The sequence below is a fragment of the Dichotomicrobium thermohalophilum genome (assembly GCF_003550175.1).
Lineage (GTDB): Bacteria > Pseudomonadota > Alphaproteobacteria > Rhizobiales > Rhodomicrobiaceae > Dichotomicrobium > Dichotomicrobium thermohalophilum.
Window position 1 is genome coordinate 771845 of sequence record NZ_QXDF01000001.1, and the last position, 25305, is coordinate 797149.

General features: G+C 64.7%; 18 protein-coding genes. 7 read left to right on the plus strand and 11 right to left on the minus strand.

Annotated elements, in window-relative coordinates:
* The 6 genes from scpB to BXY53_RS03590 form a co-directional block, all read right to left on the minus strand.
* Positions 1–804, minus strand: coding sequence for an SMC-Scp complex subunit ScpB (scpB, locus tag BXY53_RS03565; RefSeq protein WP_425359178.1), 804 nt, complete (start codon positions 802–804; stop codon positions 1–3).
* The gene (locus BXY53_RS03570) at positions 801–1667 is read right to left on the minus strand and encodes a segregation and condensation protein A (protein WP_119060535.1); all 867 of its coding nucleotides are present in this window, start codon (positions 1665–1667) and stop codon (positions 801–803) included. The genes scpB and BXY53_RS03570 overlap by 4 nt, the downstream gene beginning before the upstream one ends.
* Before the next feature lie 63 nt (positions 1668–1730).
* Complete coding sequence (gene nagZ, locus BXY53_RS03575; RefSeq protein WP_119060536.1) at positions 1731–2759, minus strand: beta-N-acetylhexosaminidase; 1029 nt, start codon at positions 2757–2759, stop codon at positions 1731–1733.
* Between the two features lie 40 nt (positions 2760–2799).
* Complete coding sequence (locus BXY53_RS03580) at positions 2800–4743, minus strand: SPOR domain-containing protein (RefSeq protein ID WP_119060537.1); 1944 nt, start codon at positions 4741–4743, stop codon at positions 2800–2802.
* 97 nt (positions 4744–4840) lie between these two features.
* On the minus strand, positions 4841–6598 hold the full coding sequence (gene argS, locus BXY53_RS03585; protein ID WP_119060538.1) for an arginine--tRNA ligase: 1758 nt from the start codon (positions 6596–6598) through the stop codon (positions 4841–4843).
* A gap of 125 nt (positions 6599–6723) precedes the next feature.
* Entirely contained in the window at positions 6724–7956 is a 1233-nt protein-coding gene (locus BXY53_RS03590) for a deoxyguanosinetriphosphate triphosphohydrolase (RefSeq protein WP_119060539.1), read from the minus strand.
* Positions 7957–8089: 133 nt separating this feature from the next.
* Here BXY53_RS03590 and erpA point away from each other — a divergent pair, with 133 nt between their 5' ends.
* From erpA to BXY53_RS03615, 5 genes are all read left to right on the plus strand, one after another.
* Positions 8090–8443: an iron-sulfur cluster insertion protein ErpA gene (gene erpA / locus BXY53_RS03595; RefSeq protein ID WP_119060540.1), complete on the plus strand. Its 354-nt coding sequence runs from the start codon at positions 8090–8092 to the stop codon at positions 8441–8443.
* Positions 8444–8570: 127 nt separating this feature from the next.
* Positions 8571–9353 carry an exodeoxyribonuclease III gene (gene xth / locus BXY53_RS03600; protein WP_119061749.1) on the plus strand — a complete coding sequence of 261 codons (783 nt, stop codon included), beginning with the start codon at positions 8571–8573 and terminating at the stop codon, positions 9351–9353.
* A gap of 199 nt (positions 9354–9552) precedes the next feature.
* On the plus strand, positions 9553–10506 hold the full coding sequence (locus BXY53_RS03605; RefSeq protein WP_119061750.1) for a TAXI family TRAP transporter solute-binding subunit: 954 nt from the start codon (positions 9553–9555) through the stop codon (positions 10504–10506).
* The gene (locus BXY53_RS03610; RefSeq protein ID WP_210209134.1) at positions 10490–10987 is read left to right on the plus strand and encodes a DUF1850 domain-containing protein; all 498 of its coding nucleotides are present in this window, start codon (positions 10490–10492) and stop codon (positions 10985–10987) included. Before BXY53_RS03605 ends, BXY53_RS03610 begins: the two co-directional genes overlap by 17 nt.
* Before the next feature lie 129 nt (positions 10988–11116).
* Positions 11117–13165: a TRAP transporter permease gene (locus BXY53_RS03615; RefSeq protein ID WP_245410342.1), complete on the plus strand. Its 2049-nt coding sequence runs from the start codon at positions 11117–11119 to the stop codon at positions 13163–13165.
* A 169-nt stretch (positions 13166–13334) separates the two neighbouring features.
* Here BXY53_RS03615 and gyrB read toward each other — a convergent pair whose 3' ends face one another.
* From gyrB to BXY53_RS03640, 5 genes are all read right to left on the minus strand, one after another.
* Positions 13335–15800: a DNA topoisomerase (ATP-hydrolyzing) subunit B gene (gyrB, locus tag BXY53_RS03620; RefSeq protein ID WP_119060541.1), complete on the minus strand. Its 2466-nt coding sequence runs from the start codon at positions 15798–15800 to the stop codon at positions 13335–13337.
* A gap of 68 nt (positions 15801–15868) precedes the next feature.
* Entirely contained in the window at positions 15869–17089 is a 1221-nt protein-coding gene (gene recF / locus BXY53_RS03625; RefSeq protein WP_245410343.1) for a DNA replication/repair protein RecF, read from the minus strand.
* Positions 17090–17142: 53 nt separating this feature from the next.
* Positions 17143–18294, minus strand: a complete 1152-nt coding sequence (gene dnaN / locus BXY53_RS03630) for a DNA polymerase III subunit beta (RefSeq protein ID WP_119060543.1) — start codon at positions 18292–18294, stop codon at positions 17143–17145.
* A gap of 233 nt (positions 18295–18527) precedes the next feature.
* Complete coding sequence (dnaA, locus tag BXY53_RS03635; RefSeq protein ID WP_245410417.1) at positions 18528–19937, minus strand: chromosomal replication initiator protein DnaA; 1410 nt, start codon at positions 19935–19937, stop codon at positions 18528–18530.
* Between the two features lie 196 nt (positions 19938–20133).
* Complete coding sequence (locus tag BXY53_RS03640; RefSeq protein ID WP_119060545.1) at positions 20134–20430, minus strand: hypothetical protein; 297 nt, start codon at positions 20428–20430, stop codon at positions 20134–20136.
* A 1100-nt stretch (positions 20431–21530) separates the two neighbouring features.
* On the opposite strand from BXY53_RS03640, the gene BXY53_RS03645 reads away from it, so the two are divergent.
* Together BXY53_RS03645 and BXY53_RS03650 are read left to right on the plus strand one after the other, a co-directional pair.
* Positions 21531–23444 carry an AsmA family protein gene (locus BXY53_RS03645; RefSeq protein WP_119060546.1) on the plus strand — a complete coding sequence of 638 codons (1914 nt, stop codon included), beginning with the start codon at positions 21531–21533 and terminating at the stop codon, positions 23442–23444.
* A 138-nt stretch (positions 23445–23582) separates the two neighbouring features.
* A complete protein-coding gene (locus BXY53_RS03650) occupies positions 23583–24947 on the plus strand; it encodes an extracellular solute-binding protein (protein WP_170144323.1) in 1365 nt (454 codons plus the stop codon).
* The last annotated feature ends 358 nt before the right edge of the window (positions 24948–25305 follow it).

Sequence of the window (25305 nt, forward strand, 5' to 3'; positions counted from 1 at the left end):
CTACCCCGCGCCGTCGGCCTGTCCCGAAGCGGCCGGGCGGTCCTTCGACTCCGCGTCCTCCGGCTGTTCGTCATCCTCGGCCAGCGGCTCCTCGTCACCGTAGTCCTCACCGTCCTGCTCGTCTTCCTCTTCCAGCGGGTCCTCTTCCGCCGTGAGGGTCAGCGAGTCGTCCGGCTCCGGCACCGTAAATCCGGGCGGTAGGTTGCTGTCCAGCAGACCCGCGCCTTTCAGTTCGTTCAGACCCGGCAGGTCACGGATGCTGTCAAAGCCGAAATGCTCCAGGAATGCATCCGTCGTCCCATATGTCACCGGCCGCCCCGGCGCACGGCGGCGTCCGCGCATCCTGATCCAGCCCGTTTCCATCAGCACGTCCAGCGTGCCTTTCGAGGTGCTTACCCCACGGATTTCCTCGACTTCCGCCCGGGTGCAAGGCTGGTGATAGGCTATTATTGCCAGTGTCTCCAGCGCCGCGCGCGACAGTTTGCGCTGCTCTACCGAATGGCGCTCCAGGATGAAAGCCAGATCCTCAGCGGTGCGAAACTGCCACCCGCCGGCGACCTTCACGATATTCACCCCGCGCCCGGCATAGTGCCCCTGCAGCTCAGAGATCAGCGCGTCGATGTCTTCACCCTGATCGAAATATTGGCGCAGGCTCGGAATATCCAAGGGCTCGGTTGCCGCGAAAAGCAGCGCCTCGAGAATCCGCAGCTTCTCCCGCCGCTCCGCCGAGGGCAGCCGCGTGACGTTCGATGGCAGTTCCAGCGGCAGCATCGCACTGCGGTCGTGCATCTGATCGTTGTTCAAGCGATCTTCTCCCTTTGCTCGGGGGGCGTTTCGGCCTCCTTCTCGGCATCCTCTTCGCTCGGCGGCTCGCACAGCCAGCGCAAATGGATCGGCCCGAAATGCGTGGCCTGACGCAGTTCCAGATACCCCTCGCGCGTGAGTTCAAGCGTCGCGCCGAATGTGCTGGCCAGAGCCGAGCGGCCTTCGTCCTCGCGGGGCAGATAGTCGGACAGGTACTGCTCGATCGGCGCCCACTCGGCAATCGGCCCGACCAGGCGCGTGAGCAGCTTGCGCCCGTCGCCGATCGACCAGACTGTGCGCCCGCCGGCCTGATGCGGCATGGTCGCCGTGCGCCTGCGCTGCTCGGCGTAGGCTTTCAGCAGGTCGTAGAGTGTGGCGGTGTAGCGCGGCGAGCGCACCGTGCGGATGCCCTCCGGCTGGCCGCGTGCGAAGACCTCCACGCCCAGCTTCTTGCGGCTCATGATCTGCTTGACCGCTTCGCGCATGGCCTCCAGCCGTTTCAGGCGGAAGGCGAGCTGCGCCGCCAGTTCCTGTCCGCTCGGCTCGTCGGTCTTTTCCTCTTCCTTGGGCAGAAGCAGACGCGACTTGAGATAGGCAAGCCACGCCGCCATCACGAGATAATCGGCCGCGATCTCAAGGCGCATCTGCCGGAGCTGCGCGATGAAGGAGAGGTACTGCTCGGCCAGCGCCAGAACGGAGATCTTGGAGAGGTCGACCTTCTGCTTGCGCGCCATGCTCAGGAGCAGGTCGAGCGGGCCTTCAAAGCCATCCAGTGCGACGACGAGGACTTCTTCGGGGGCGCGGTCCTCCGCCTCCTGCTCCCAGCCGTCGGCGTCCGACGCGGAGCTGTTTTCGATTGCCATTCAATTGTCCTGCTTGCTTGTGCGCACGCTTGACAACGCGATTCGCTGCGCATTCTGGCCGATTCACGCCGATACGGCCAGCGCTTCTCGCAAATAACCCTCGGCGGCGTCGGCATTGAACGTCGGTTCGGGCGCGATCCGGGCGCGCGCATCGTGGAAACGGGCCAGCGCGTTGCCGTGAAGTTCGGGGGTTACAGCGGCGACAGCCTCCATCTCGCGCCGATTGCCGCTGCAGTGGAGGACCACGTCGCAGCCGGCCTTGAGCACGGCTTCGGCCTTGCGCCCGGCGCGGCCGGTGAGCGCGCGCATCCCGATGTCGTCGGACATCAGCAGCCCCTCGAAGCCGATCTCGCCGCGGATGATCCGTCGTATCGCCTCCGGCGAAACGCTGACCGCGCGGTGCGGGTCGACCGCAGTGAGCACGACATGCCCTGTCATGCCCAGCGGCATGTCGCGCAGGGCAGCGAACGGCGCGAAGTCGGTCAGGCGCAGCGTGTCGAGATCGGCCTCGATCTGCGGCAGCGCCTTGTGGCTGTCGACGCGTGCGCGGCCATGCCCTGGCAAGTGCTTGATGACCGGCAACACACCCGCGCGCAAGAGGCCCTCCGCGACGGCCCGGCCGATGGCGCTGACCTGCACAGGCGTATCGCCGTAAGCGCGGTCGCCGATGATGTCGTGCGCGCCAGGGACGGGCACGTCGAGCACCGGGGCGCAGTCCACGTTGATCCCAAGTGCGGCCAGCTCACGGCCCATCAGTTCGGCGCAGGCGCGTGCGGCTGCCAATCCCGTCTGCGGATTACGTCGATAAAGAGCATCAAAGGCGCGGGCGGGCGGATAGGCGCGCCATACCGGTGGCCCGAGGCGCTGTACGCGGCCGCCCTCCTGGTCGATCAGCACCAGAGCGTCTTCCCTGCCCACAGCGTCGCGGAAGCTGTCCACAAGCGCACGAACCTGCTCGGGCGAGCGGCAGTTGCGCTTGAACAGGATAAGGCCGCAGGGGCGGGCCTCGCGGAAGAAGGCGCGCTCTCCAGGACGGAGGCGCTCGTCGCGGCATCCGCAGATGAAGGCCCGCAGGCCCGAACTTGTCTTCATAACTGTTGGCGCGCCCTGGCGCTGAGGATGGTGACGCGCGTTACTCCGTGCGGACGAAACAGCCGCCGAGACCGGCCTGTTTCAGCTTGTCGCAGACATCCTGCGCATTCCCGCGCGAATCCATTGGCCCAACCCACAGCCGGTACCAGATGCCCTTGTCTCCCAGATCGGCGCGCTTGATGGTGGGGGCAAGGCCGTCGAGGATGTTCGGATATTTCTGCTGCAGATCGGCGAATGCGGCGAGCGCCGACGTCTGGTCCCGTCGCGCGGCAAGCTGGATGAAGTACGGGTTCGCAGCGGTCGTCGACGGCTGTGTGCTCGACGTCGTCGCGGGCTCGGCCGAGGCGACCTGCGTTTCCTCCGGGCGCGGTTCGGCGCGCTCCGGGCGCGGGGCCGGGTCTGGCGCTTGTGAGGCGCTTTCGGTCTGCGGCTCAGAGGCGCTCGCCTCTTCCCTTTGCTCGGGCGCCGGTTCTGCGCTGGAGCCGCTCCCGGTCGTCGCCACGATACCCGCCGTCGTCACGGTTTCCGAATCGTCTGGAAGGTTTTCCGCGGTGTTCGCGGACGCGCCCTGGGCGCCCTGGGCCGGAACCACCGAGCCGTCCGGGCGCACGGTCAGCGTGCGGACCGGGCGCGGTGAGTTCGGGTCAGCCGGCGCCGCCGCCTGTGTGTCATTCGCCGCCTTGCCCGACTTCCGTAAGGCTGCGGCGATCCGCTCATCCAGCGTGTCGGCCGGGGCTTCCGCGCCCGTGGTCACGATCCCGGGAATTGAAGTGGTGCCGGTGCTTTCCTCTCCCCCGCTCGCCTGTGCATCTTGGGCCGGCTCGGGCGAATCGCCCGTGAGGCGGTCATAGATCTGCTTGTTGCCGTCCGGGAACTCCTTGCCGCCGGGGTCGGAAGGTTTGCTCTTCACCGGGCCGTCCTCGGCCAGCAATGTGGGCGCATCACCCGAGCCGATGCTGCCATCCTGATAGCTTTTGTAGAGGAAGGCGGCAGCCCCGCCGGTCGCGACCGCGGCGACCAGAACGCCCGCCACCATCAGCTTTCGGCGGCTTTTGGGCTGCTGGACCGGCTCCTCCTCGTAGACTTCCGGCTCGTCATCGAGGAAATCCGCGTCCAGGTCTTCCTCGGCGTGCAGATGCGGATCCTCCGCATACGGGTCATAAGGATCGTAATCCTCTGCATAGGGATCATCGTGCGCCGGCGCAGCCGCATCGGGGGCGGGCATCGCCGGCTCGTCATCATAGGCGTCCCAGCTATACGGGTCGTCGAGTTGGGCGTGGCGCGTGTCACCCCGGTGCGCCTCGAAGTCGAAGATGTTGGCGCGCGGCGCGTCTGCATGAGGCTCTGCGGCGGGCTCGTCGAACTCGCCGGTGCGTGTGAAGAAGCGGTCGCGCAGCTCGGATGGGTCGCGGCCCGCGCCAGCGGCGAATGGGTCGACATCCGGAGCGGCGCGATTGGTCAGGGCAGAGAGGTCGGGCTCCTGTACCGAGCCGTCGATGCGGCGAAACAGGCTGTCATCGCGCGCGGCCGGCTGATGCGGCGTGCTACGGCGTGGGGCTTCAAAGTCTTCGTCCTCTGCGGCCCACGGATCCCGGCCAGCGAAGGTGTCACCGCCATAGTCCTGCGTTTCGCCTGGGTAAGGGGCAGGGCGCCAGCCGCTCTCCTCGGGCGGGTCCGGCGCATCCCAGTCGAACGGGTCGTGCTGCTCAGACCAGGACGGCTCCTGACCTGCGCCCGGAAAGCCGCCAGAGGTATCGAAACGCTCGTCATGCGCCGGGCCGCTCTGCCATTCATCGCCGTAGGGATCCCGCGATGGCGGCGTATCGAAGCTGTCGTAGCCCTGGCTGTAGCGCTCCGCCGGATCGGGATAGCGCCAGTCGTTACCCGAGGGTTCTTCGCCACCCCACTCGGATCCGCCGTGCCGAGGGTATGGCCGGCGGAGACGCCCTGGCGGAAATCCGTTGGAGTCGTCTGATCGTGGCATATTGTTCCCCTCGCCTTGAAGAAGGTTTGAAGCTGTCCGGCTGCGCCTGTGGGCGCATCAACGAGACGCCCGCGCCGGATGGCGCGCGAGAACGCCGTTAACGCATTTCATTGACGGCTTCGACGCCGAGTATTCCCAGACCGGTCCGCAGCACATCCGCGACGGCGGCAACGAGTGCCAGACGCGCTATGGTTACATTTTTGTTACGCTCAAGAATGAATCTTGATTGTGGCGACTCTTTGCCACGATTCCAGAGCGCATGAAAGTCACTTGCTACGTCATGTAGATAAAACGCGATTCGGTGCGGTTCGTGCGCGTGGGCCGCGGATTCGACCGTGCGCGGGAAATGGGCCAGCCGCTTGATCAGCGACAGTTCGAAATCATCACTCAACAGGTTAAAATTAGCGCCCAGCAGCGCCTCGCGGCTGATGTCCAATTCCGGGATGTCGGCCTGCGCGTTGCGGAATACCGACTGCGCCCGCGCGTGCGCATACTGAACATAGAAGACCGGGTTGTCCTTTGACTGATCCTGAACCTTCTCGAAGTCGAAGTCGAGCGGCGCGTCATTCTTGCGGAACAGCATGATAAAGCGCATTGACGGCGCGCCGACCTCGTCCACGACATCCCGCAGCGTCACGAAGGTGCCGGCGCGCTTTGACATTTTCACCGGCTCGCCGCCGCGGAATAGCTTCACGAGCTGGCAGATTTTCACGTCCAGCTCGCCTTCGCCTCCCGTGAGCGCCTTCACCGCCGCCTGCATCCGCTTGACGTAGCCGGCATGGTCCGCGCCCCACACGTCGATCATCTGGCGGAACCCGCGCTTGAACTTGTCGCGGTGATAGGCCATGTCGCCGGCGAAATAGGTGTAGCTGCCGTCGGCCTTCACCAGCGGGCGGTCGGTGTCGTCGCCGAACTCGGTCGCCTTGAACAGGAGTTGTTCGCGGTCCTCCCACTCCTCTGGCACCTTGCCTTTCGGCGGGGCCAGCCGGCCGTGATAGACGTAGCCCTGTGCTTCCAGATCCGCGATCGTTTGAGCGACCTTGTCGCCATCTTCGGTCAGCGACTTCTCGGAAAAGAACACGTCGTGGTGGATGCCCAGCGCCGCGAGGTCATCGCGGATGGTGTCCATCATCATGCCGACGGCCTTGTCGCGCACGATGGGCAGCCAGGTCGCCTCGTCGGCCTCAAGCAGGGCGTCGCCATGCTCTTCCGCCAGCGCCTTGCCGACCGGCACGAGATAATCGCCGGGATAGAAGCCTTCCGGGATCTCTCCGATGTCCTCGCCCAGCGCCTCGCGGTAGCGCAGATAGGCCGAGCGGGCGAGCACCTCCACCTGCGCGCCGGCGTCGTTGATGTAGTATTCGCGGGTGACGTCGTAGCCTGTGAAGTCGAGCAGGTTGGCAAGCGCGTCGCCGAACACGGCCGAGCGCGAGTGCCCGACATGCATTGGCCCCGTGGGGTTGGCAGAGACATATTCGACGTTGACCTTGGTGCCTGAGCCGATGTCGCTGCGCGCGTAGTCTTCGCCGGTTTCAAGGATCGCCCGCACCAGCCCGGCCCAGAAGCCGTTCTCCAGCGTGAGGTTGATAAAGCCCGGCCCTGCAATCTCGACCGATTTGACGCCTTCGCCCGTCTCCAGCTTGGCCTTGAAGGACTCGGCCAGGTCGCGCGGCTTTAGCCCCGCCGGCTTGGCCAGCACCAGTGCGGCGTTGGTGGCGAGGTCACCATGGGACGGATCGCGCGGCGGCTCGACCGAGACGGCGCCAATATTCGCTCCTGCGGGTAGCACGCCTTCGGCTTCGAGAGCCTTCGCCGCGTCCGCCACCCGCGCCTGGAAATGGCTGAAAATGTTCATCGGATCACAAGTTTCACTCGGCTCCGGGCCGGCCGGAGCCGTGGTTGGCGCATCAAGGCTGTCCAAGATACATATTGGATCGGGACGCCCGCTTCGCCCTTCCTCAAGCCCGCTCGCGGCTTCGGTTATCGCAATTCCGTGCGTCCGTCAAACAGGCGCCCGTGCATGTGGAGAGCGAAGCGGTCGGTCATGCCGGCGATAAAGTCGCAGACGCAGCGGGCCCGGTCTTTCGACGCGCTCTGGAAGGCCTTCTCGCGCCATCCGGGCTCAAGATCCTCCGGCTTGTCCATATAGTGATGAAACAATTCGCTGAGCACCGTTTTCGCGCGCGCCATGGTCCCGGCGATGCGCGGATGCCGGTAGAGCTCGGCGTGCAGGAACGCGCGTAGTTCGGCGATCTCGGTCAGCATCTGGTCGGAGAAGCTGGCGACCGGCTCCCGCGCACGGCGGATGTCCTCGGCGGTGCGCGGCGCCAGATCGGCCAGCCGACGGCGCGTCTGTTCCATCAGATCGAAGATCATCACTGTGATCAGGCGGCGGTTCACCTCGTAGATCAGCCGGTCGCGGGCGATGTCGGGGTATTCCCCCTGAACGGCGCGGATCAGCCGGCCGACGAGCGGAACCTCGGTGACCTGATCCAGCGTGAGCAGTCCGGCACGCAGGCCGTCGTCGATATCGTGGTTGTTGTAGGCGATGTCGTCGGCCAGTGCTGCGAGCTGAGCCTCCGCCCCGGCATAGCTCTCCAGCTCGAGATCATGCTCTGTGCAGTAAACGGCAATGGCGTGGGGCAGGTTCGCCTTTGTAACATCCGCCTCTCCTGGGGAGAGCAGCGGGCCGTTGTGCTTAACCAGCCCTTCAAGCGTCTCCCAGCTCAGGTTCAGGCCGTCGAAGTTGGCATAGCGGCTTTCAAGCTTGGTGACGATACGCAGGCTCTGGGCGTTGTGGTCGAAGCCGCCGAATTCGGCCATCGCCGCGTTCAGCGCGTCCTCGCCGGCGTGGCCGAACGGCGTATGGCCGAGATCATGCGCCAGCGCGATGGTCTCCGCGAGATCCTCATCCAGCCTGAGGGAGCGCGCCAGCGTCCGGGCAATCTGCGCCACCTCCAGGCTATGGGTCAGGCGCGTGCGGAAATGATCGCCCTCATGATAGACGAACACCTGTGTCTTGTAGGTGAGCCGGCGGAAAGCTGCGCAGTGGATGATGCGGTCGCGGTCACGCTGAAAGGCGGTGCGCACGGCGCTCGGCGGCTCGGGATGGAAACGCCCGCGCGAGGTGGTCGCATCGGTGGCGTACGGTGCCAGTTCATGCGGATAGGGCAACGGCGGCGCGTTTGTTGCGGCATAATCAACCACTGGCATTGTTGATCACCTTTCCCGCGGTGCGGTCAGCCCGACGGGAGCCGTCCCTGCTCGTCCGGCCATTATTGACATGCTCCAGCCCCCCGTCCATTTTTAACGTGATAGAGGCAGTATGAATGCGATTTGAACACCCATGACGACGCTCGAACAGACCGAATCCAATACACCTGTGGGGCTTTCCGCGCGCGCCGCGAAGCGCATTGCGCAGATCGTCGCATCCGAGCCCGAGACCCCGATCCTGCGGGTCAGCGTGGACGGTGGCGGCTGTTCCGGTTTCCAGTACGGCTTCAACCTGGTTTCCCAGCCGGAGCCGGATGATCTGGTCATCGAGCGCGATGGCGCCACGGTCGTGATCGACCCGATCTCGCTCCAGTTTCTGGGCGGCTCCGAGATCGATTTCGTCGACGATCTCATCGGCGCGCACTTCACCGTCCAAAACCCCAACGCCACGGCATCCTGCGGCTGCGGCACATCCTTCTCCATCTAGGCCGCGTTGCGGTTGCCTGTGGCTTTCTCATCCCACCTCTAGCGCGGCGTTCAGCCAAGGTCTAGTGTGACGACTGCCCGCGCGGTTCGCCATGGCCGCGCGCCTGTGGAGAGCGCCGCTGTTCGCCATGAAGATAGCCACCTGGAACGTCAACTCGATCAAGGTCCGGCGCGATAATGTCGTGCGCTGGTTGCGTGAGGCGGAACCTGATGTCGCCTGCCTGCAAGAGTTGAAATGCACGGACGAAGCGTTTCCTCACGTGGCATTCGAGGACCTGGGCTACAACGTCGCCGTACACGGTCAGAAAACGTATAACGGCGTGGCGATCCTCTCGAAATTCCCTATGGAGGACGTTAGACCCGGTCTGCCCGGCGACGCGGAGGATGACCAGGCGCGCTATCTGGAAGCGGTCATCTCGCGCGACGGCGGCGTGGTGCGCGTCGCCTCGATCTACTTGCCGAACGGGAATCCGGCGGACAGCCCCAAATACGACTACAAGCTCGACTGGATGGCACGGCTGAAGGCGCACGCCGAACAACTGCTGAGCTACGAGGAGCCGCTGGTGCTGGCGGGCGACTACAACGTCATCCCCGCCGAGGAAGATGTGCACGACCCCGACGCCTGGCGCGACGACGCGTTATTTCTCCCCGAAACGCGAGGCGCCTTCCGCGCGATCCTCAATCTCGGCTTCACCGACGCCTGGCGCGCCAGCAGCGACGAGCCGCACCGCTACACGTTCTGGGATTATCAGGGGGGCGCCTGGCAGAAGAACCACGGCATCCGCATCGACCACCTGCTGCTGTCCCCTCAGGCGGCCGACCGGCTTATGGCCTGCAACATCGACAAGGCCCCGCGTAGCTGGCAGAAGCCCTCGGATCACGTGCCCATCTGGGCCGAACTCGCGTTCTGATCGCCTCGACGCGGCTGCGGCTGCCCGTCCGAATTGTTGAATATTTTAGTCAGGAATTCATTGTCACAAGCCCTTGGCGGCGATAACATCGCGCCAGCGGTCGATGGATCATGCCTGCGCGGCAGGCGATTTGGGCGCCCACCCTGAGGCCGCATTGCTTCAAATCCGCAATTATTTCGAAACGGGAGGACTTCACTCAATGAGAAGACTCTTCATGAGTGTTGCCATCGCGCTGGCCATGGCCGTGCCCGCGAAGGCGCAAGATCTGTCAATCGCCACTGGCGGCACCGGCGGGACGTATTATCCCTATGGCGGCGGCCTGGCCGAACTGATCGGCCGGCATGTCGAGGGCGCATCCGCCACGGCTGAAGTGACCGGAGCGTCGGTCGAAAACATGGCGCTGATCTCGAGGCAGGACGCCGACCTGGCGATCGCGCTCGCCGATACGGTGCTGGCTGGCTACGAGGGCACTGGCGCCTTTGAGGGACGCGCCGTGGATGCGCGCGCGCTGGCCTCGATTTATCCGAACGCGATCCAGATCGTGACCCTTGAAGGTAGTGGCATCGAAAGCCTGAGCGATCTCAAGGGCAAGCGGGTCTCCGTTGGCGCGCCGGGATCGGGCACCGAGGTCAATGCCCGCCGCATCCTGGAAGCCAATGGCATTACCTACGATGACATCGAGGAGCAGCGCCTGAACTTCAACGAAACCGCCGATGCGCTGCGCAACGGCGATATCGACGCCGGCTTCTGGAGCGTCGGCCCGCCGACCAGCTCGATAATGAACCTCGCCGCCACGCGCGACATCGCGCTGGTGCCGCTCAGCGAGCAAGAAGTCGCTGCAGCGCAAGAGGCGGAGCCGGTCTTCTCGGCCTACACGCTGCGCGAAGGCATTTACGAGGGCATCGAGCAGCCGGTCCCGACAATCGCCGTGCCGAACGTCCTGGTGGTCAATGCTGCGATGGACGAAGACCTCGCCTATCAGATCACCAAGAACATGTTCGAGAATGTCGACGAACTGATCGCGGTGCATCCGGCGGCGAACGACACCACGGTGGAGTTCGCGCTCAACTCCACGCCGATTCCGATGCACCCTGGCGCGCTGCGCTACTACGAGGAAATCGGCGCCGACATCCCGGATGATCTTCGCCCGTAAGCGTAAGAACGGCATGGGGCGGCTGCTTGCGGCCGCCCTTTTTCTCCCTGAGCCGGGCGCAACGGCCGCCCACGGCGAAACGGTGCTTCGGGTCGAGCGTGCTGATGGCGCCGCGTTGGTGGAAGTCTCGGCCCCTGCTGGCGCCAAATGGTGCCTTTGGTGGCGTCATTCCGTCACCGGCGGCAAGGTCGCGGACTGTTTCACCAACGATGCCGGGCGAATGATCCTTGCGCGGTCTTTCCTGCACGACTTCGCCGCTGGTCTTGGCACGGTCGCAGGCCGTGGCGGGCGTCTCGTTTCCGCACCGGGGGGCGGCTACTGGATCGAAGGGATAGATGAGCCAATTCCGGGCAACGCGTTGGTGCTGCGCGTCGGCGCGGAGCGGGTCGGCCACCGTCTGGAAATCGGCGGCCAGACACACCGCTTGTCGTCGATCGCGGCCGGCGAGCGCGTCACCATCAGGCTTCGGAACCTTCGCTAAGAAAATGCGCGCGCAAGCGAAAGCCACCGACAGATGGCACCTCGCCAAAAGGAGCCTTGACCCGGCGCAGCCCAAGCTGTTCAAGCTCTAACCCTGCATCTGACGCTGTCTCCGCCGAAGGAGCCTGCCTTGGACAACACCGCGACATCGGCGCCCCCGGCTGAGATCCGCTTTCCCGGCAGCGATCAGCCGCGTGTGGTAATGCTGCTCATCGTCGCCGTCGGAATCGCGCTTTCGCTCTTCCAGCTTTACGCGGCGGGCGTCGAGCCGCTTGGCCTGTTCTATCAGCGTCCGATCCATCTCGGTTTCATCCTTGTCCTCGTCTTTCTCCTGTATCCGATCTGGGGCCATCAGCGCGGGCGCGGCGTCATTGGCTGGATCATCGACGCGGCGCTGGTTGTGGCGGGCGCGCTCAGCGGCGGCTACATCTCGTGGAATATCGACGCGATCGTGATGCGTGCCGGTTTCTGGACAGAAACCGACATCCTGATGGGGATCATCGCCACCATCACGGTGCTGGAAGCCAGCCGCCGCGCCATCGGCCTCGTCATGACGCTGATCGGTATCGCCGCGATCATCTACGCGCTGGCTGGCTCGCGCGGCGCGCTCCCCGGGCTGGGGGAGTGGCTGCCCGGCATCCTGGAGCATCGCGGCAACTCGGTCGACCGGCTCGTCGGCCAACTCTATCTGGGGCAGGAAGGCATCTTCGGTCTGCCGCTCGGAGTCGCCGCGACCTACATCTTCATGTTCGTGCTTTTCGGCGCGTTTCTGGAGGTCACGGGCGGCGGGCGGTTCTTCATCGATCTTGCCTATGCCGCGGTCGGGCGCCGGCCGGGCGGCCCGGCCAAGGCGGCGGTGCTGGCATCCGCCGGCATGGGGTCGATTTCCGGCTCGGCGATCGCCAACGTGGTCACCACGGGCGCGTTCACAATCCCTCTGATGAAACGGCTCGGCTACCGGCCCGCGCAGGCCGGTGGCATCGAGGCGGCGTCCTCCACAGGCGGCCAGATCACGCCGCCGCTAATGGGCGCGGGCGCGTTCCTGATCTCGGAATATACCCGCATCCCGTATATCGACATCGTTGTCATGTCGATCTTCCCGGCCGTCCTGTATCTCGGCACCGTGTACCTGTTCGTGCACATTGTCGCGATGAAGGCGGGCATGAAAGGCATTTCGCGCGATGAACTTCCCCAGGTGGCCAAGGTGCTGGCCAGCGGCTGGCAATATCTCATCCCGCTGGGTGTCCTGATCTGGCTGCTCGTCAACGATTTGTCGCCGATGCGGGTGGGCTTCTGGGCGATCGTGTCGGTGATCGGCGTCTCCGCGCTACGGGCGGCCATCGATATCTTCATCCTGGAGCCGCGGGCGGGCACGCCCGTCACAATGGCCCGCATTTCCGGCGCGCTGGCGAATGGCGGGAAGATGATGCTAGCGGCCTTGGTACTGGGGGCAAGGAATGCGGTCAGCGTGTCGGTCGCCTGCGCGGTGGCGGGGATCATTGTCGGCGTGGTCGGCCTTACCGGGCTTGGCCTGAAATTTTCCTCGATGATGGTTGCCTTCTCGGGGGGCTATCTCGTCGCCGCGCTGGCGCTCGTGCTGGTTGCGAGCCTGGTGCTGGGGATGGGGCTGCCGGTAACGGCCGCCTATATCGTGCTGATCGTGCTCGTCGGTCCGGCGCTGACGGAAGAGTTCGGCATTCCGCTCATCATCGCGCACCTGGTGGTGTTCTGGTATTCGCAGGACAGCAACGTGACGCCGCCAATCGCCCTTGCGGGTTTCGCCGGCGCGGCGATCGCGGGAGCGAAGCCCATGGAGACGAGCGTTCAGGCCTGGAAGTTCGCCAAGGGGCTGTATCTGATCCCGGTCTTCATGGTCTATAATCCGGAGATTATTCTGGGCGGTCCGATCCCCGTCGTTCTCTGGACGGGGGCAATCGCGATCCTCGCGCTTGTGGCGTTCGCTGCTGCGATCGAGGGTTGGCTGTTTGCACCCATGGACCCTGTTTCACGGATGCTGGTGGTCCCGGCCACCATCGCCGTTTTCCATCCCGTTTACGCCGTCGAAGCGGCCGGAGCGGCGGTGCTGCTGGCGGTCCTGGCTATGAACTGGGTGAAGGGGCGCGGCGCGGCTGGCGCCAAGGCCGAACAGCCTGCTCCGGTCGAAAAGCAGACGCGCTAGAGCTTTTCGATCAATAAGCGTGACGTCATGCCGGAGCTTGCCTGTCCCCGGACAGCGATCCGGGGCACACGGGCGTCCATAGCCGGATCCATCGACATTATAAGCTGGATTCCCGGATTAAGTCCGGTGAAGACGATTTTCGAGCTGTCTCATCCTGATTGAAAAGCGCTTAGACGTCGAGGTTGGCGACTTCGAGCGCGTTCTGCTGGATGAACTCGCGCCGGCTCTCCACGACATCGCCCATCAGCGCGGAGAAGGTTTCGTCCGCTTCGTCCAGCTCCTGCACGGTCACCTGCAGCAACGTGCGTGTCTCCGGGTCGAGCGTGGTCTCCCACAGTTGGTCCGGGTTCATCTCGCCCAGCCCCTTGTAGCGCTGGACAGAGATGCCCTTTCGGCCCATGGCGTAAATTTCTTCCAGCAGACCGCGGGGGCCGTAGATCGGCGTCTCGGTGTCCTTGCGCTTCAGCGTCGCCGGCTGACCGTAAATCTCGGCCAGATGCTCTTTCATCCCGTCCAGCTTGCGCGCATCGGATGAAGCCAGCAGCGCCTTGTCGATCACGTGCGCCTCGCGCACGCTGCGCACCTCGCGCGTGACCATCAGCCCGTCATCCGTTACGGACCCTTCCCAGCCACGCTCGGTCTCTTCCGACCAGCGGTCGAGCCGCGCGGCGATGTCGGTGGCGACCTTTTCTGCCTCCGCAGGGTCGCTCAGCAGATCGGCGTTGAGGGCGCCGGCAATAGCGGCCTGCTCGACGACGAAGCGTGCATAGCGGCTGTGAATGCCGTCAATCACGCCCGCGGCGGCGCGGGCTTTCTCGCAGACGTCGCGCAGATCGTTGCCCGCCAGCTTTTCGCCGGTGCCGAGTTCCAGCACTGCGTCCTCGATGCCCGTGCCGATGAGGTAGTCCTCGAACGCGCGCTCGTCCTTGAGATACTGTTCCGAGGAGCCGCGCTTGACCTTGTAGAGCGGCGGCTGCGCGATATAGAGGTTGCCGCGCTCGATCAGGTCGGGCATCTGCCTGTAGAAGAAGGTGAGCAGAAGGGTGCGGATATGGGCGCCGTCGACGTCGGCGTCCGTCATGATGATGACCTTGTGATACCGCAGCTTCTCGATATCGAAGTCGTCGCGGCCGATGCCTGTGCCGAGCGCGGTGATCAGCGTGCCGATTTCCTGGCTGGACAGCATCTTGTCGAAGCGCGCGCGCTCCACGTTGAGGATCTTGCCGCGCAGCGGCAGGACGGCCTGAGTGGCGCGGTCGCGCGCCTGCTTCGCCGAGCCGCCGGCGCTGTCGCCCTCGACCAGGAACAACTCGGCCTTGGCCGGATCGCGCTCCTGACAGTCGGCCAGCTTGCCGGGCAGGTTTGCCACGTCCAGCGCGCCCTTGCGCCGCGTCAGTTCCCGGGCCTTGCGCGCGGCCTCGCGGGCGACCGCGGCTTCTGCGATCTTGTGCATGACCGCCTTGGCCTCGCCCGGATGCTCCTCGAACCAGGCGGCGAGCGCATCGCCGACGATGCTCTCCACGACTGCGCGGACCTCGGAGGAGACCAGCTTCTCCTTGGTCTGGCTGGAGAATTTCGGGTCCGGCACCTTCACCGACAGCACGCAGGTCAGCCCCTCGCGTGCGTCATCGCCGGTGATCGTCACCTTTTCCTTCTTGGCGATGCCGGAGGTGTGCGCATAAGCGTTGACGGTTCGGGTCAGCGCGCCGCGGAAGCCGGCCAGATGCGTGCCGCCGTCGCGCTGCGGGATGTTGTTGGTAAAGCAGAGCACGTTCTCGTGGTAGCTGTCGTTCCACCACAGCGCGGCTTCCACGATGATGCGCGGCTCGTTCGGGTCGGTGTCCGCGGTCACGGGAGCGCCCGAGAGCAGCCGCTCGCCCTTGATGAGCAGCGGTTCGGCCAGCAGCGCGTGGCGCGAGCGGTCCAGATAGGCGACGAATTCCTTCACGCCGCCCTCGTACTCCATGATCTCTTCACGCGTCTCCACGCCGCGTTCGTCGCGCAGCACGATGCGTACGCCGGAGTTCAGGAAGGCCAATTCGCGCAGACGGTGTTCCAGCGTCGACTGATTGAACTCGACCCCGGTAAAGACCTCTTCCGACGGCTTGAAGGTGATGCGCGTGCCGGTGCGTCCCTCGGCGTCGCCCACCGGCTCCAGTGGCGCCAGCGCAACGCCGTCCTCGAAGCGTACGAAATGCTCCTTGCCGTCGCGCCAGACCGTCAGGTCCAGCCGCGAGGACAGTGCGTTCACCACGGATACGCCGACGCCGTGCAGCCCGCCGGACACCTTGTAGGAGCTCTGATCGAATTTGCCGCCGGCGTGGAGCTGGGTCATGATGACCTCGGCGCCGGACACGCCTTCTTCCTCGTGAATGTCGACCGGAATGCCGCGTCCGTTGTCCTCCACGGTGACGGAATTGTCCGGGTTCAGCGTCACGCTGACCTGGTCGCAGTAGCCCGCCAGAGCCTCGTCGATCGCGTTGTCGACGACCTCGTACACCATGTGATGCAGGCCCGAGCCGTCATCGGTGTCGCCGATATACATGCCCGGGCGTTTGCGCACGGCATCAAGCCCGCGCAGAATCTTGATATCGCGGGAATCGTAATGTGGTTCGATGCCGGTTTCAGTGGCCACGGTTCGTTTTCGTCCTTTGTTGCGTGTGCGTTCGTGCGGTCTGGCGGGCCTGCCGACAGCAGAGAAGTCTAGCACATCCCCGGCTGCTCCGGTGTGATGAGGCCCTGATCGACCACAAAAAAGTTTGCCCGGCCGTCCAGCGGCGCAAAGACCTCACGGTCCGTGCCGGTCATCCAGGCCTGCGCCGAGAGCGCCTCGATCTCGGCAAACATTGCCGACCTGCGTTCGCCATCCAGATGCGCGGCGATCTCGTCCAGCAGGATGAGTGGCGCCGCACCGGAGAGCGCGCGCACAAGTTCGGCATGCGCCAGTACCAGCCCGACCAGAAGCGCCTTTTGCTCTCCTGTCGAGCAGATGCGGGCGGGAAGCCCCTTCGGCGCATGCGTCACGATCAGGTCGCTGCGATGCGGGCCAAGCGTCGTGCGCTTTGCCGCGCGGTCGCGATCGCGGGTAGCGGCCAGCTCGCGCGCGTAGGCGTCCTCCACGTCGACCGCCGCTTGCGTTTCCAGCGCGTTTTCGAGTCGGCCGTCAAGCTCGAGCTTGGCCGCGGGGAAGGCCGCGTTCGCCCAGTCCGGCCATTTCCGCGCGATCACGGCGGAAAGCTGGGCCAGGGCATCGCGCCGCGCCGCAGCAATCGCAACGCCCGCCTCTGCCATCTGCAGTTCCAGCCCGTCAAGCAGGCTCGCTTCGCCGCCCATTTCCAGCAGGCGGTTGCGCTGGCGCATGGCGCGCTCGAACTGGGCCGTCAGGCGCCGGTGGTGCGGGTCGAGACTGATGATGACCCGCTCCAGGAAGCGCCGCCGCTCCGACGCTGCGCCGGTGAACAGGCTGTAGAGCGCCGGCGTCAGCCACACCATGCGGACATACTCCGCAAGCGTGCCGGGCTGAGCTGGCGCGCCGTCGATGCGCACAGCGCGCGCTGCCCGGCTTTCTTCCGGCGTCGGGCGGATCCCGGTGCCGATCGTCGTCTCCGCGTCGCCGATGTGGAGCCGGCCGCTGACCGTCCAGCCGGTATCCGGGGTGCCGTAGCGGCAAAGTTCCGAGAAGGGCGCGCTGCGCAGGCCTCGGCCATGTGACAGCAGCGAAACGGCTTCAAGGATGTTGGTCTTGCCCGCCCCGTTCTGGCCGGTGAGTACGACGGGTTCCGGCCCTAGGTTCAGCTTTGCTGAGGCATAGTTGCGGAAAGCCGTAACGCTCAGCCGCGACAGCCAGGCGCGCGGCGTCTCCGAGGCCTCATGGCCGTGCGGTTGCGCGTCCAAGGCGCCGGACATGCGGCCTGGCGTTGTCAACTCGGCAATCTCCTGCTGCTGCGCGCCGGCCGACGGGTCGCGGATCGCCCTACTCAGACCCGCATCGGCATCAGGACGTACAGCGCGGCGTCGTCACCGGCGTCCTTCACCAAGGTTGGCGCGCTCGCGTCGGCCAGACGGAAAACGGCATTGTCGCTTTCGATCTGCGCGCAGATATCCATTAAATAGCGAGCGTTGAAGCCGATTTCCAGTGGGTCGCCCTGGTACTCGACGGGTATCTCCTCCTCGGCCGAGCCGGCGTCCGGGTTGTTGACCGATAGGACCACCTTGTTGTCCGCGATGTTCAGTTTCACCGCCCGGCCCTTCTCGCTGGAAAGGGTCGAGACGCGGTCAGTCGCGGCGGCGAAGGCGTTGCGGTCGACGGTCATCACCTTGTCGTTGCCCATTGGAATGACGCGACCGTAGTCGGGAAAGGTGCCGTCGATCAGCTTGGACGTCAGGACAACGCTCTCCGGCCCGGTCGCCTCTTCTTCCTCGCCCGCGTCGAAGACAAAGCGTATTTTCGCCCCCGACAGCTCGACTTGGACCGGCGCGCCGCGGTCCCCAAGCAGCTTGAACACCTCCGCCACCGTCTTGCGTGGAATAATGACGCCGGGCATCCCCTTCGCGCCGTCGGGCAGCGGATGTTCTGTCTTGGCGAGCCGGTGGCCGTCCGTGGCGACAGCACAGAGCTTCTCGCCCGCGTCAGTCGTGACGGTATGAAAATATATGCCGTTCAGGTAGTAGCGCGTCTCCTCCGTCGAGATGGCGAAGCGGGTACGCTCGATCATCTTCCGCAGCGCGTTCGCAGGCAGCGAAAAGCTGTGCGTAAACTCGTCGGAAGCGATGTCGGGGAAATCCGTTCCGGGAAGGCAGGCGAGCTGAAACCGCGCCGGACCGGCTGAAAGGTTCACATGCCCCCCGCGCTCGTCCATCGCCAGCGTAACCTGCGTGCCATCGGGCAATTTCCGGACGATATCATGCAGCATGTGGGCGGAGACAGTCGTCTCGCCTGGCGCGTCAGTGCTTGCGGGGATGGTTTCGCTGACCTCGATATCGAGATCCGTTGCTTTTAGCCGCAGCACGCCCTCGCGCGCGGCAACGTAGACGTTGGACAGGATCGGGATGGTTACGCGCCGCTCGACGACGCTGGTCACATGCTGAAGGGCCTTGAGAAGCGCGGCCCGTTCGATCGCCAGTCGCATGGTCGGTTCCCCTGGAACTCACTCTCCAGAACCCGGCGCATGCTGCACCGGGTCTACCCCGCCGGTGCACGCATACAGTGCGCCCGCGGACCGGCACCAGCGCGGGGCGCGAACTTTCGCGCTTGCTGACGGGTTTGACAAGAGGTTTTCGCCGATTGTCCCAAGCCGGGATGCGCTCGGCGGGCGGGCAACGGCGCCGCTGCCCGTTGCAATGGGCAGCGGCGCTGCCGTCATCAGTCGCGCAGGAGCCGCTTGAGGATTTCGACATCCTCGCGCAGCGCGGTGTCCGTTTCGATCAACTCGTCCACTTTACGGATGGCGTGGAGCACGGTGGTGTGGTCACGTCCGCCGAAGCGGCGGCCGATCTCCGGCAGGGACCGGGAGGTCAGCGACTTGGCAAGGTACATGCCGATCTGGCGCGGACGGACGATCGACCGATTGCGCCGTGAGGACAGCAGATCGGAGCGGTTCACGCCGAAATGCTTCGTGACGACACGCAGAATGTCGTCGATCTTGATGCGCTTCGGCTCCTTGCCCCGCACTAGATCGGCGATGATGTGCTCCGCCGTCTCCAGCGTGACCGGCTGGGCCGTCAGCTTATACGCGGCATGGATGCGCGTGATGGCCCCTTCCAGCTCGCGGCCGCCTTCCGTCAACTCCGAGGCCAGGAAGTCGATGACCGCGTCGGGAATCTGGAAGCCCGGATCTTCGGCGGCCTTGTCCTGCACCCGGCGTTTCAGGATCTGGTGGCGCAGGTCATAGTCCATCGCGCCAAGCTCTGCGACCAGTCCGCCGGCCAGACGCGAGCGCATGCGGGCATCAAAGCCCTCGAGCTGCATCGGCACGCAGTCCGCAGCGACGACGACCTGCTTGCCGCCGTCGATCAGCGAGTTGAGCGTGTGGCAGAACTCCTGCTGGAACGTGCGGCCCTGCAGGAACTCCATGTCGTCGATCAGCAGCACGTCGATGTTGCGTAGCCGGTCCTTGTAGGCCGGCCCGCCACGCGACTGCAGCGCCTCGGCAAAGCTGTACATGAAGCGCTCAGCCGTCAGGTAAAGGAGCTTGGCGTTCGGTTTGCGCTGCTTCACGCCCCAGGCAATGGCATGGAGCAGGTGAGTCTTGCCGAGGCCCACCTTGCCGTGAAGGTAGAGCGGATTGTACCGCGAGGTTTCTTCCCCTGCGCTCTCGACGACCTGCAGCGCAGCCGCGTGTGCGAGCCGGTTCGCGTTGCCAACGAGAAACGACTCGAAGGTGAAGCGCGTGTCGAGCGGCGAGCCCTCGAAGCCTTCGCACCCCGTGCGAGTATCGACCGCGGGCCGCGCCGCCGACGGTTGAGCTGCGGGCGCGGGTTGCCGTTCCGCGGTGCCACCAGCGGGCTGCTGCTTCATGCGGACGGCGTCGTGGGGCTGTCGCACCCGGAACTCCAGCCGCTCGACATTGTCGAATTCGGCGCTGCAGCACTTGAGAAGGTGCTCCGAGTAGTGTGAGCGCAGCCACTTGCTGAGAAACTTGGTCGGCACCGAGACCTGAAGACAGCCATCCTCAAGCGATTCCAGCTCGACCCGGCCGAACCAGCTTGTGAACACATCCTCGCCCAGTTCGGCTCGCAGGCGCTTCTGAATGCGCTGCCATTTCTGCGCCATCAAGGCGGACTGATGCCGGCCAGCGGCAGGCGCCGCGCCGACTCCTGCTTCTGTTGCTAGTTCCACGATGAACCCCCGCTGTTCACGCCGCTGTCCAGTCAAGACGCGGCACTATTATCCGGTTGCCGTCTCGACCCTTGAGACGGTGTTTTTCCGCGCTGTAACGCTGACGGTCTTGATTGCCGTTTTTTGGCGCCTACGCGGCCTTAGCCGTGAGACCGGCATGCGCCGGTGCTTCGCCGTTCTCATCCTCTTTCGCCGCCAGGGTCCCGGCCTTGGGCGCCGAGGCGTCCAGAATCGCCGCAAGGTTCTGCTGTCCGAGCGGCCCAATATCCCGCTCGCCGCTCAGGGCCTGTAGCCGTTGTCCAGCCGTGGCGAAGTCAGTTTCCGGTGCGTCGGAGCTTGCCGCCCCATCCCGCGTAAAGAAGCGGGCACAGATACGCTCGGCCAGCGTTTCGCGGGCATGGCGTGTGGTGACGTCCCGCCAGTTCATCGGCCGCGCCTGCGGGTCGTTGCGAGTGGAACTCCTGGATGGATGGCGGCGCATATCAGGGCGCTCATCGGAAGAAGCGGACGTATCGCGAGGTGTGCGTTCAAAAATGCTGCCGAGTATCCGCGACCGTCTGGCCCGAGTCTGGCCTTGCGCGTTTGTCATGTCGTCCTCCTGTTACGATGCCTGTCTGCCACCTGTGGGAACGTCAACCGCCTCGCTCGCAGTGGGCGAACGAAGCCGGGTTGAGGGCTCTCAGGTGCGGCAGGCCGCAAATATTCCAGACTGTTCAAGACACACCCCTGCCGTTGCCGACAAAACACCTTCCGCCGGCCGGGAGTGGCGATACGCAATACTCGTTATGGATACACTCTCAGGAGGGGTCAGCCCCCGTTCGGAAGCCTCTTGTCTAAACAAAAATGGCTCAATTTGCAACCTTTCCGCGTTGTCGCGCGGCCGGCGCCGGGGCGTTTTGTGACGGCATTATGACGAAAAATAACGAATCGCAAACTTGGGTGAGGGAGTTAATAACTTATTGATTTAACGAGAAGAAATCTTGCATGGTGACACCCCGTCTGGGTGAGCTTCTGTCAAGCGGGTTCGCCTATTGGTGCGCGTTTTCATTCGCATCTGGCGGTAGCACCACACTCAATCTTGAGTTGTATAAGTTTCCCAAATCCTTAATAAGACTGTCATTTCGGCTCGCCCGGCGCAAAAGCGCATCGATCAAACGCTCCGCGCGCTGTGACGTTTCAGTCACACTGGTGGGAAAGAGTTGCCGACCTCGCGCCTCGCGCTGATGTAACAATTTTCAAAGTGATGTGCGCTTACGTGCCCTGGCCACGAGATATAGTCTCACATGCGGATTTGACGGATTGTCGCACCGGCGTCTTTGCCCGCGAAACGCGCAACATTCACCGACCAGGCGTCTTTGTCTGCCCACCTGTTTCGAGTGACCCAATCGTTAAGGGTTGTCCAAACTCGGGCGCGGCGGGTAAGGTGCCTGCGCCTGCGCAGTGGCCCGGAAGGCGCAAAACATTGCCGGAATCGATGACCATTCAGCGTCACTACCTAGCAACAGCGAGCGAAACGGCGACACCGGCATGAGTCTGTTTCGACGGGTCATCGCGGGCCTGGCGCTTGTCTTGGCCCTTCTGCTGCTGGTGGCCGCTGCTGCGCCGTATCTCGTGGATGGCCGCACGGTTCGCGATCAGTTGGTCACAAAGCTCTCCGGCTGGGCCGAGGGCGATCTTCGGGTCAAGGGCGACGTGCGCCTGACGAGCCTCTTCGACCTGACCATCGAGGCAGAGGACGCTCGGATCGAAGCGCCGTCCCGCTTTCCCAGGGTCGCGGAGATCAGGGTCGATCAGGTCGCGGCGCGCCTCAATCTCTGGGCGTTGCTGAACGGGCGCATCGTTTTCGCCAAGGTGTGGGTCGACCGGCCCGTCATCAGCTTGCGCGATCCGCTTGCGGAAGCGACGCCGGCGCAGCTGTGGCGCACGGTGCTACTCGACGAGGGAGAGGCGGTTGCGCATCTCGCTGCGGCGGTCCGGGATGCGCCCTTCGAATACATCGAACTGACGGACGCCAGGGTAAACTGGGCATCCTCGGCCGATCAAGCTGCGCCTTGGTCCGTCGTTATCTCCCGAGAATCGGGCGCTGATACCGTTGTCGCCCGAGGCGAGGCCTACGGCGACTCCGACCCCTTGCGGTTCACGCTTGAGCGCGGGCCATTTCGCCCAGCCGGGCCTACGCTCGAAGCCCCCCTTCGCCTCGTAACCGAGAGCGAGGGCTGGGGACGGCTTGCCGTCGACGGCCGCATCATCCGCGCGAATGGGGCCAGGTTCCTTGGCAATATCGACGTGCAGAACGCACCGCTGAGTTTATTGGCGGATTGGCTGGGTCTTCCGGCGGGGGATGCGTTGACGGACGGGCGCTACACGGCAACAGCGGCGTTGGAGGCAACGGCAGGGAAGATTTCGTTGCAGCAGCTCGACTTGGAAGTCGGCGAGACGCGGGCGACCGGCCTGCTCAACCTGCAAGTCGACGGTGAAACACCAACGCTTTCGGGGACGCTTGGCTTGAGCAGCGTGGACTTGCGTGGTCTCTCGTTGAGCGGCCAGAGCGATGGGATCCTTGTTGCCGAAGATCCGCGGAATCTGAGGCATGGCGGCCTGTCGTCGCACGCGCAGCGCATCGGCGCCTGGCTCGAGCGCTTCGATGCCGATCTGAGACTTTCGGCCGAAAGCTTGCAGTTCGACGGGCTGTCAACGGGCGAGACGGCCGCCTTCCTTTCGGTGAGCGATGGTGTCGCCACTTTGGACGTGGCGGAGTTGCTGATCTTCGAAGGGATGATGAATGGACAGTTCTCGGTTCGCTGGGCCGATCGCGCCTTCCTGCTGAACGGCAAGGGGAAGGCGGCTGGAATTGACCTGGAGCGGGTACTGTCCAGCGCCCAACTGCCACCGCTCGCCACCGGTGCGGCGGACATCTCCTTTTCAGTCGATGGAGCCGGATCGACCCTTGCGGCCGCGGCCCGCAACGTGCAGGTCGGCGGCCGACTTATGGCCTTGCAGGGGGGTGAACTGGCGCTTGACGTTGGTGCGATGGCGTCGCAGGCGCGTCAGCGGTCCCTGAATGGCGAAGGCGCGCGGGCCGGAATGCAAATGACGGCAGAGCGCGCTAACTTCGAAATGTTGCGAGCGTCGTTTCTTCTGAAAGACCGGGAACTGCGACTTGCGCCGGTGGTCCTTGCGCAAAACGGCTGGATTGTCCGCGGACGGGGGCGCGCGGAGCTGACCCAACAACGCCTCGACTGGCGGCTGGATGCCGCGCGAATGCCACCCGATGGCGATCAGGCGCAGGCCGGGTTGGCAGAGCGAAACAACGCTTCTGCCGCGGACAAGGACGCGATAAGCCTGCATGTGACAGGCACGTTGCAGCGGCCGTGGGTCAGTTACACAATGCCTGAGCTGCCGCTGAGCAGCGCGGGCAGCAATTCTTCATGGTGGCCTTGACGAGGCTGACCTCTCTTTCAGGGAACGAACATGGCCGCGAGTGGCCGAGTGTGGGCGGAGACGACGGGTATGTGCGAGTGCCGATGGCGTGGCCTTCTTGCGGCCCTGGTTCTGATGTGTTGCGCAGGCGCTGAGGCCGTGTTCGCCGAGTCGCGGCCTCCGCATGATGCTGGGCTGGTCGATGAGCAAGCCTCCGAACCGGTGACGGTATCCGGTGCGCCCGAGGAAAATCCTCCGGCGTCGAGCGAAGAGGCGCCATCGAAGGAAGCGGCCAGAACCGACAGGCCGCCGATGGATTTGGCGCGCGACCCCGCGCAGGAGACTGCGGATGAAACCGCGCCTCTGGCGCAGCCGGAGCCGGAACCAGCAAGCCAGAATGCGCGCCGCCCCGAGGACATCACGCTGACGGTCGCCACATGGAATAGCGCCTACACCGCCGCCCAGCAGCGCGCATTGTTCGCGCCATTCACTGAGGAAACCGGTCACAGCCTGGAGACCGTTTCACATGGCGATTTGATGCGCCTCTCGGCCGAGATGGTCACCGCGGAAGGCTGGGATCTGGTCGAGTTGGACGCGCAGACGGCGCGTCGGGGCTGCGACGAAGGCTGGCTGGCCAGAATCGACGCTGCCGACCTCCCGGCCAGCGTGGAGGGGGATCCGGCCGCCGCGGATTACCTGCCCGGCGCACTGATGAGCTGCGCAGTTGGTAGCGCGGCATGGTCAGCCGTCGTCGTCCATGATCCGCGTGCTGCCTTTGAAGAGGCGCCGCAGCGCATCACCGACCTGTTCGCTCTGGAGCGTTTCCCGGGCAAGCGCGCGCTCCCGCGCCAAGCGCCTTATGTTCTGGAGTTGGCGTTGCTGGCCGACGGCGTGCCGCCTTCGGAAATCTACGACGTGCTGGCGACCCCTGCGGGGCAGGACCGCGCCTTCGCACGGCTTTCGGCCGTGCGTCACGCGATTGTCTGGTGGGACGAGGCATCGAAGGCTTTGGAGCCGTTCGCTTCGGCAGGTCCGGACGACATTGACGATGTCGTCATGGGCGTGGCGTTCAACGGCCGCGTCTTTACCAGCGCGGTGCGGGCGCGGCAGTGGCTGCGGATTCTCTGGGATGGGCAGATTTACCGCTTCAACTACTGGGCCACGCCGACATCCGCACCGAACGCCGAAGCGGCCAGGCGGTTGCTGCGCTTCGTGTCGCTGCCCGAGCGGCAGGCGCGTCTTACGCGCTGGTTCCCCTACGGACCGGTGCGCAAATCCGCGTTGCCGCTGGTCGGTCAGCATGCCGAGATTGATCTCGACATGGCGGATTTCGTGCCGACAATGCCGCGCAACATGGCGGGCGCGCTACGCTTCGACCAGGCGTTCTGGGATGAGCACGGCGAAGCGCTGAAGGCGCGGTTTGCCGAATGGCTGAAGTTGCCGACCCCGCAGGTCCCGGCGGATCAGTTCGTGCCGCCAACGCCGGTGAAAGCCCTGCGCGCGAATATCTTGACAGTGCAATGACACAAAGAATCCCGGCAACTCAGTAACTTGACGTCCGCTATCGGCGGCGCCTCAATTTCCCCAACCCGTTTGTCTTGTCATGTAACAAATCTGTCACGCTGGTTATCTCTGCCGCGACCAGTCTGCCACTTCAGCTTGCAATGCGGCGTGCGCGCCGCACCTGCCTAGTCAAGCGTCATTTCGGCCAATTTCATTGGCCTTTCATAATGCAGTTCGGGCCTGCCGCGCGAAGCAAGCGATGAACTTGTTGGCTGCCTCGGTGTCAGCGTCCGCAAGGGCACAACATATGGATGTATGGGCTTAACCGGCTGCAGGCGTGAATGCCCCGCTTCGGCGCTGCAGCATCTTGCGGTGGCGG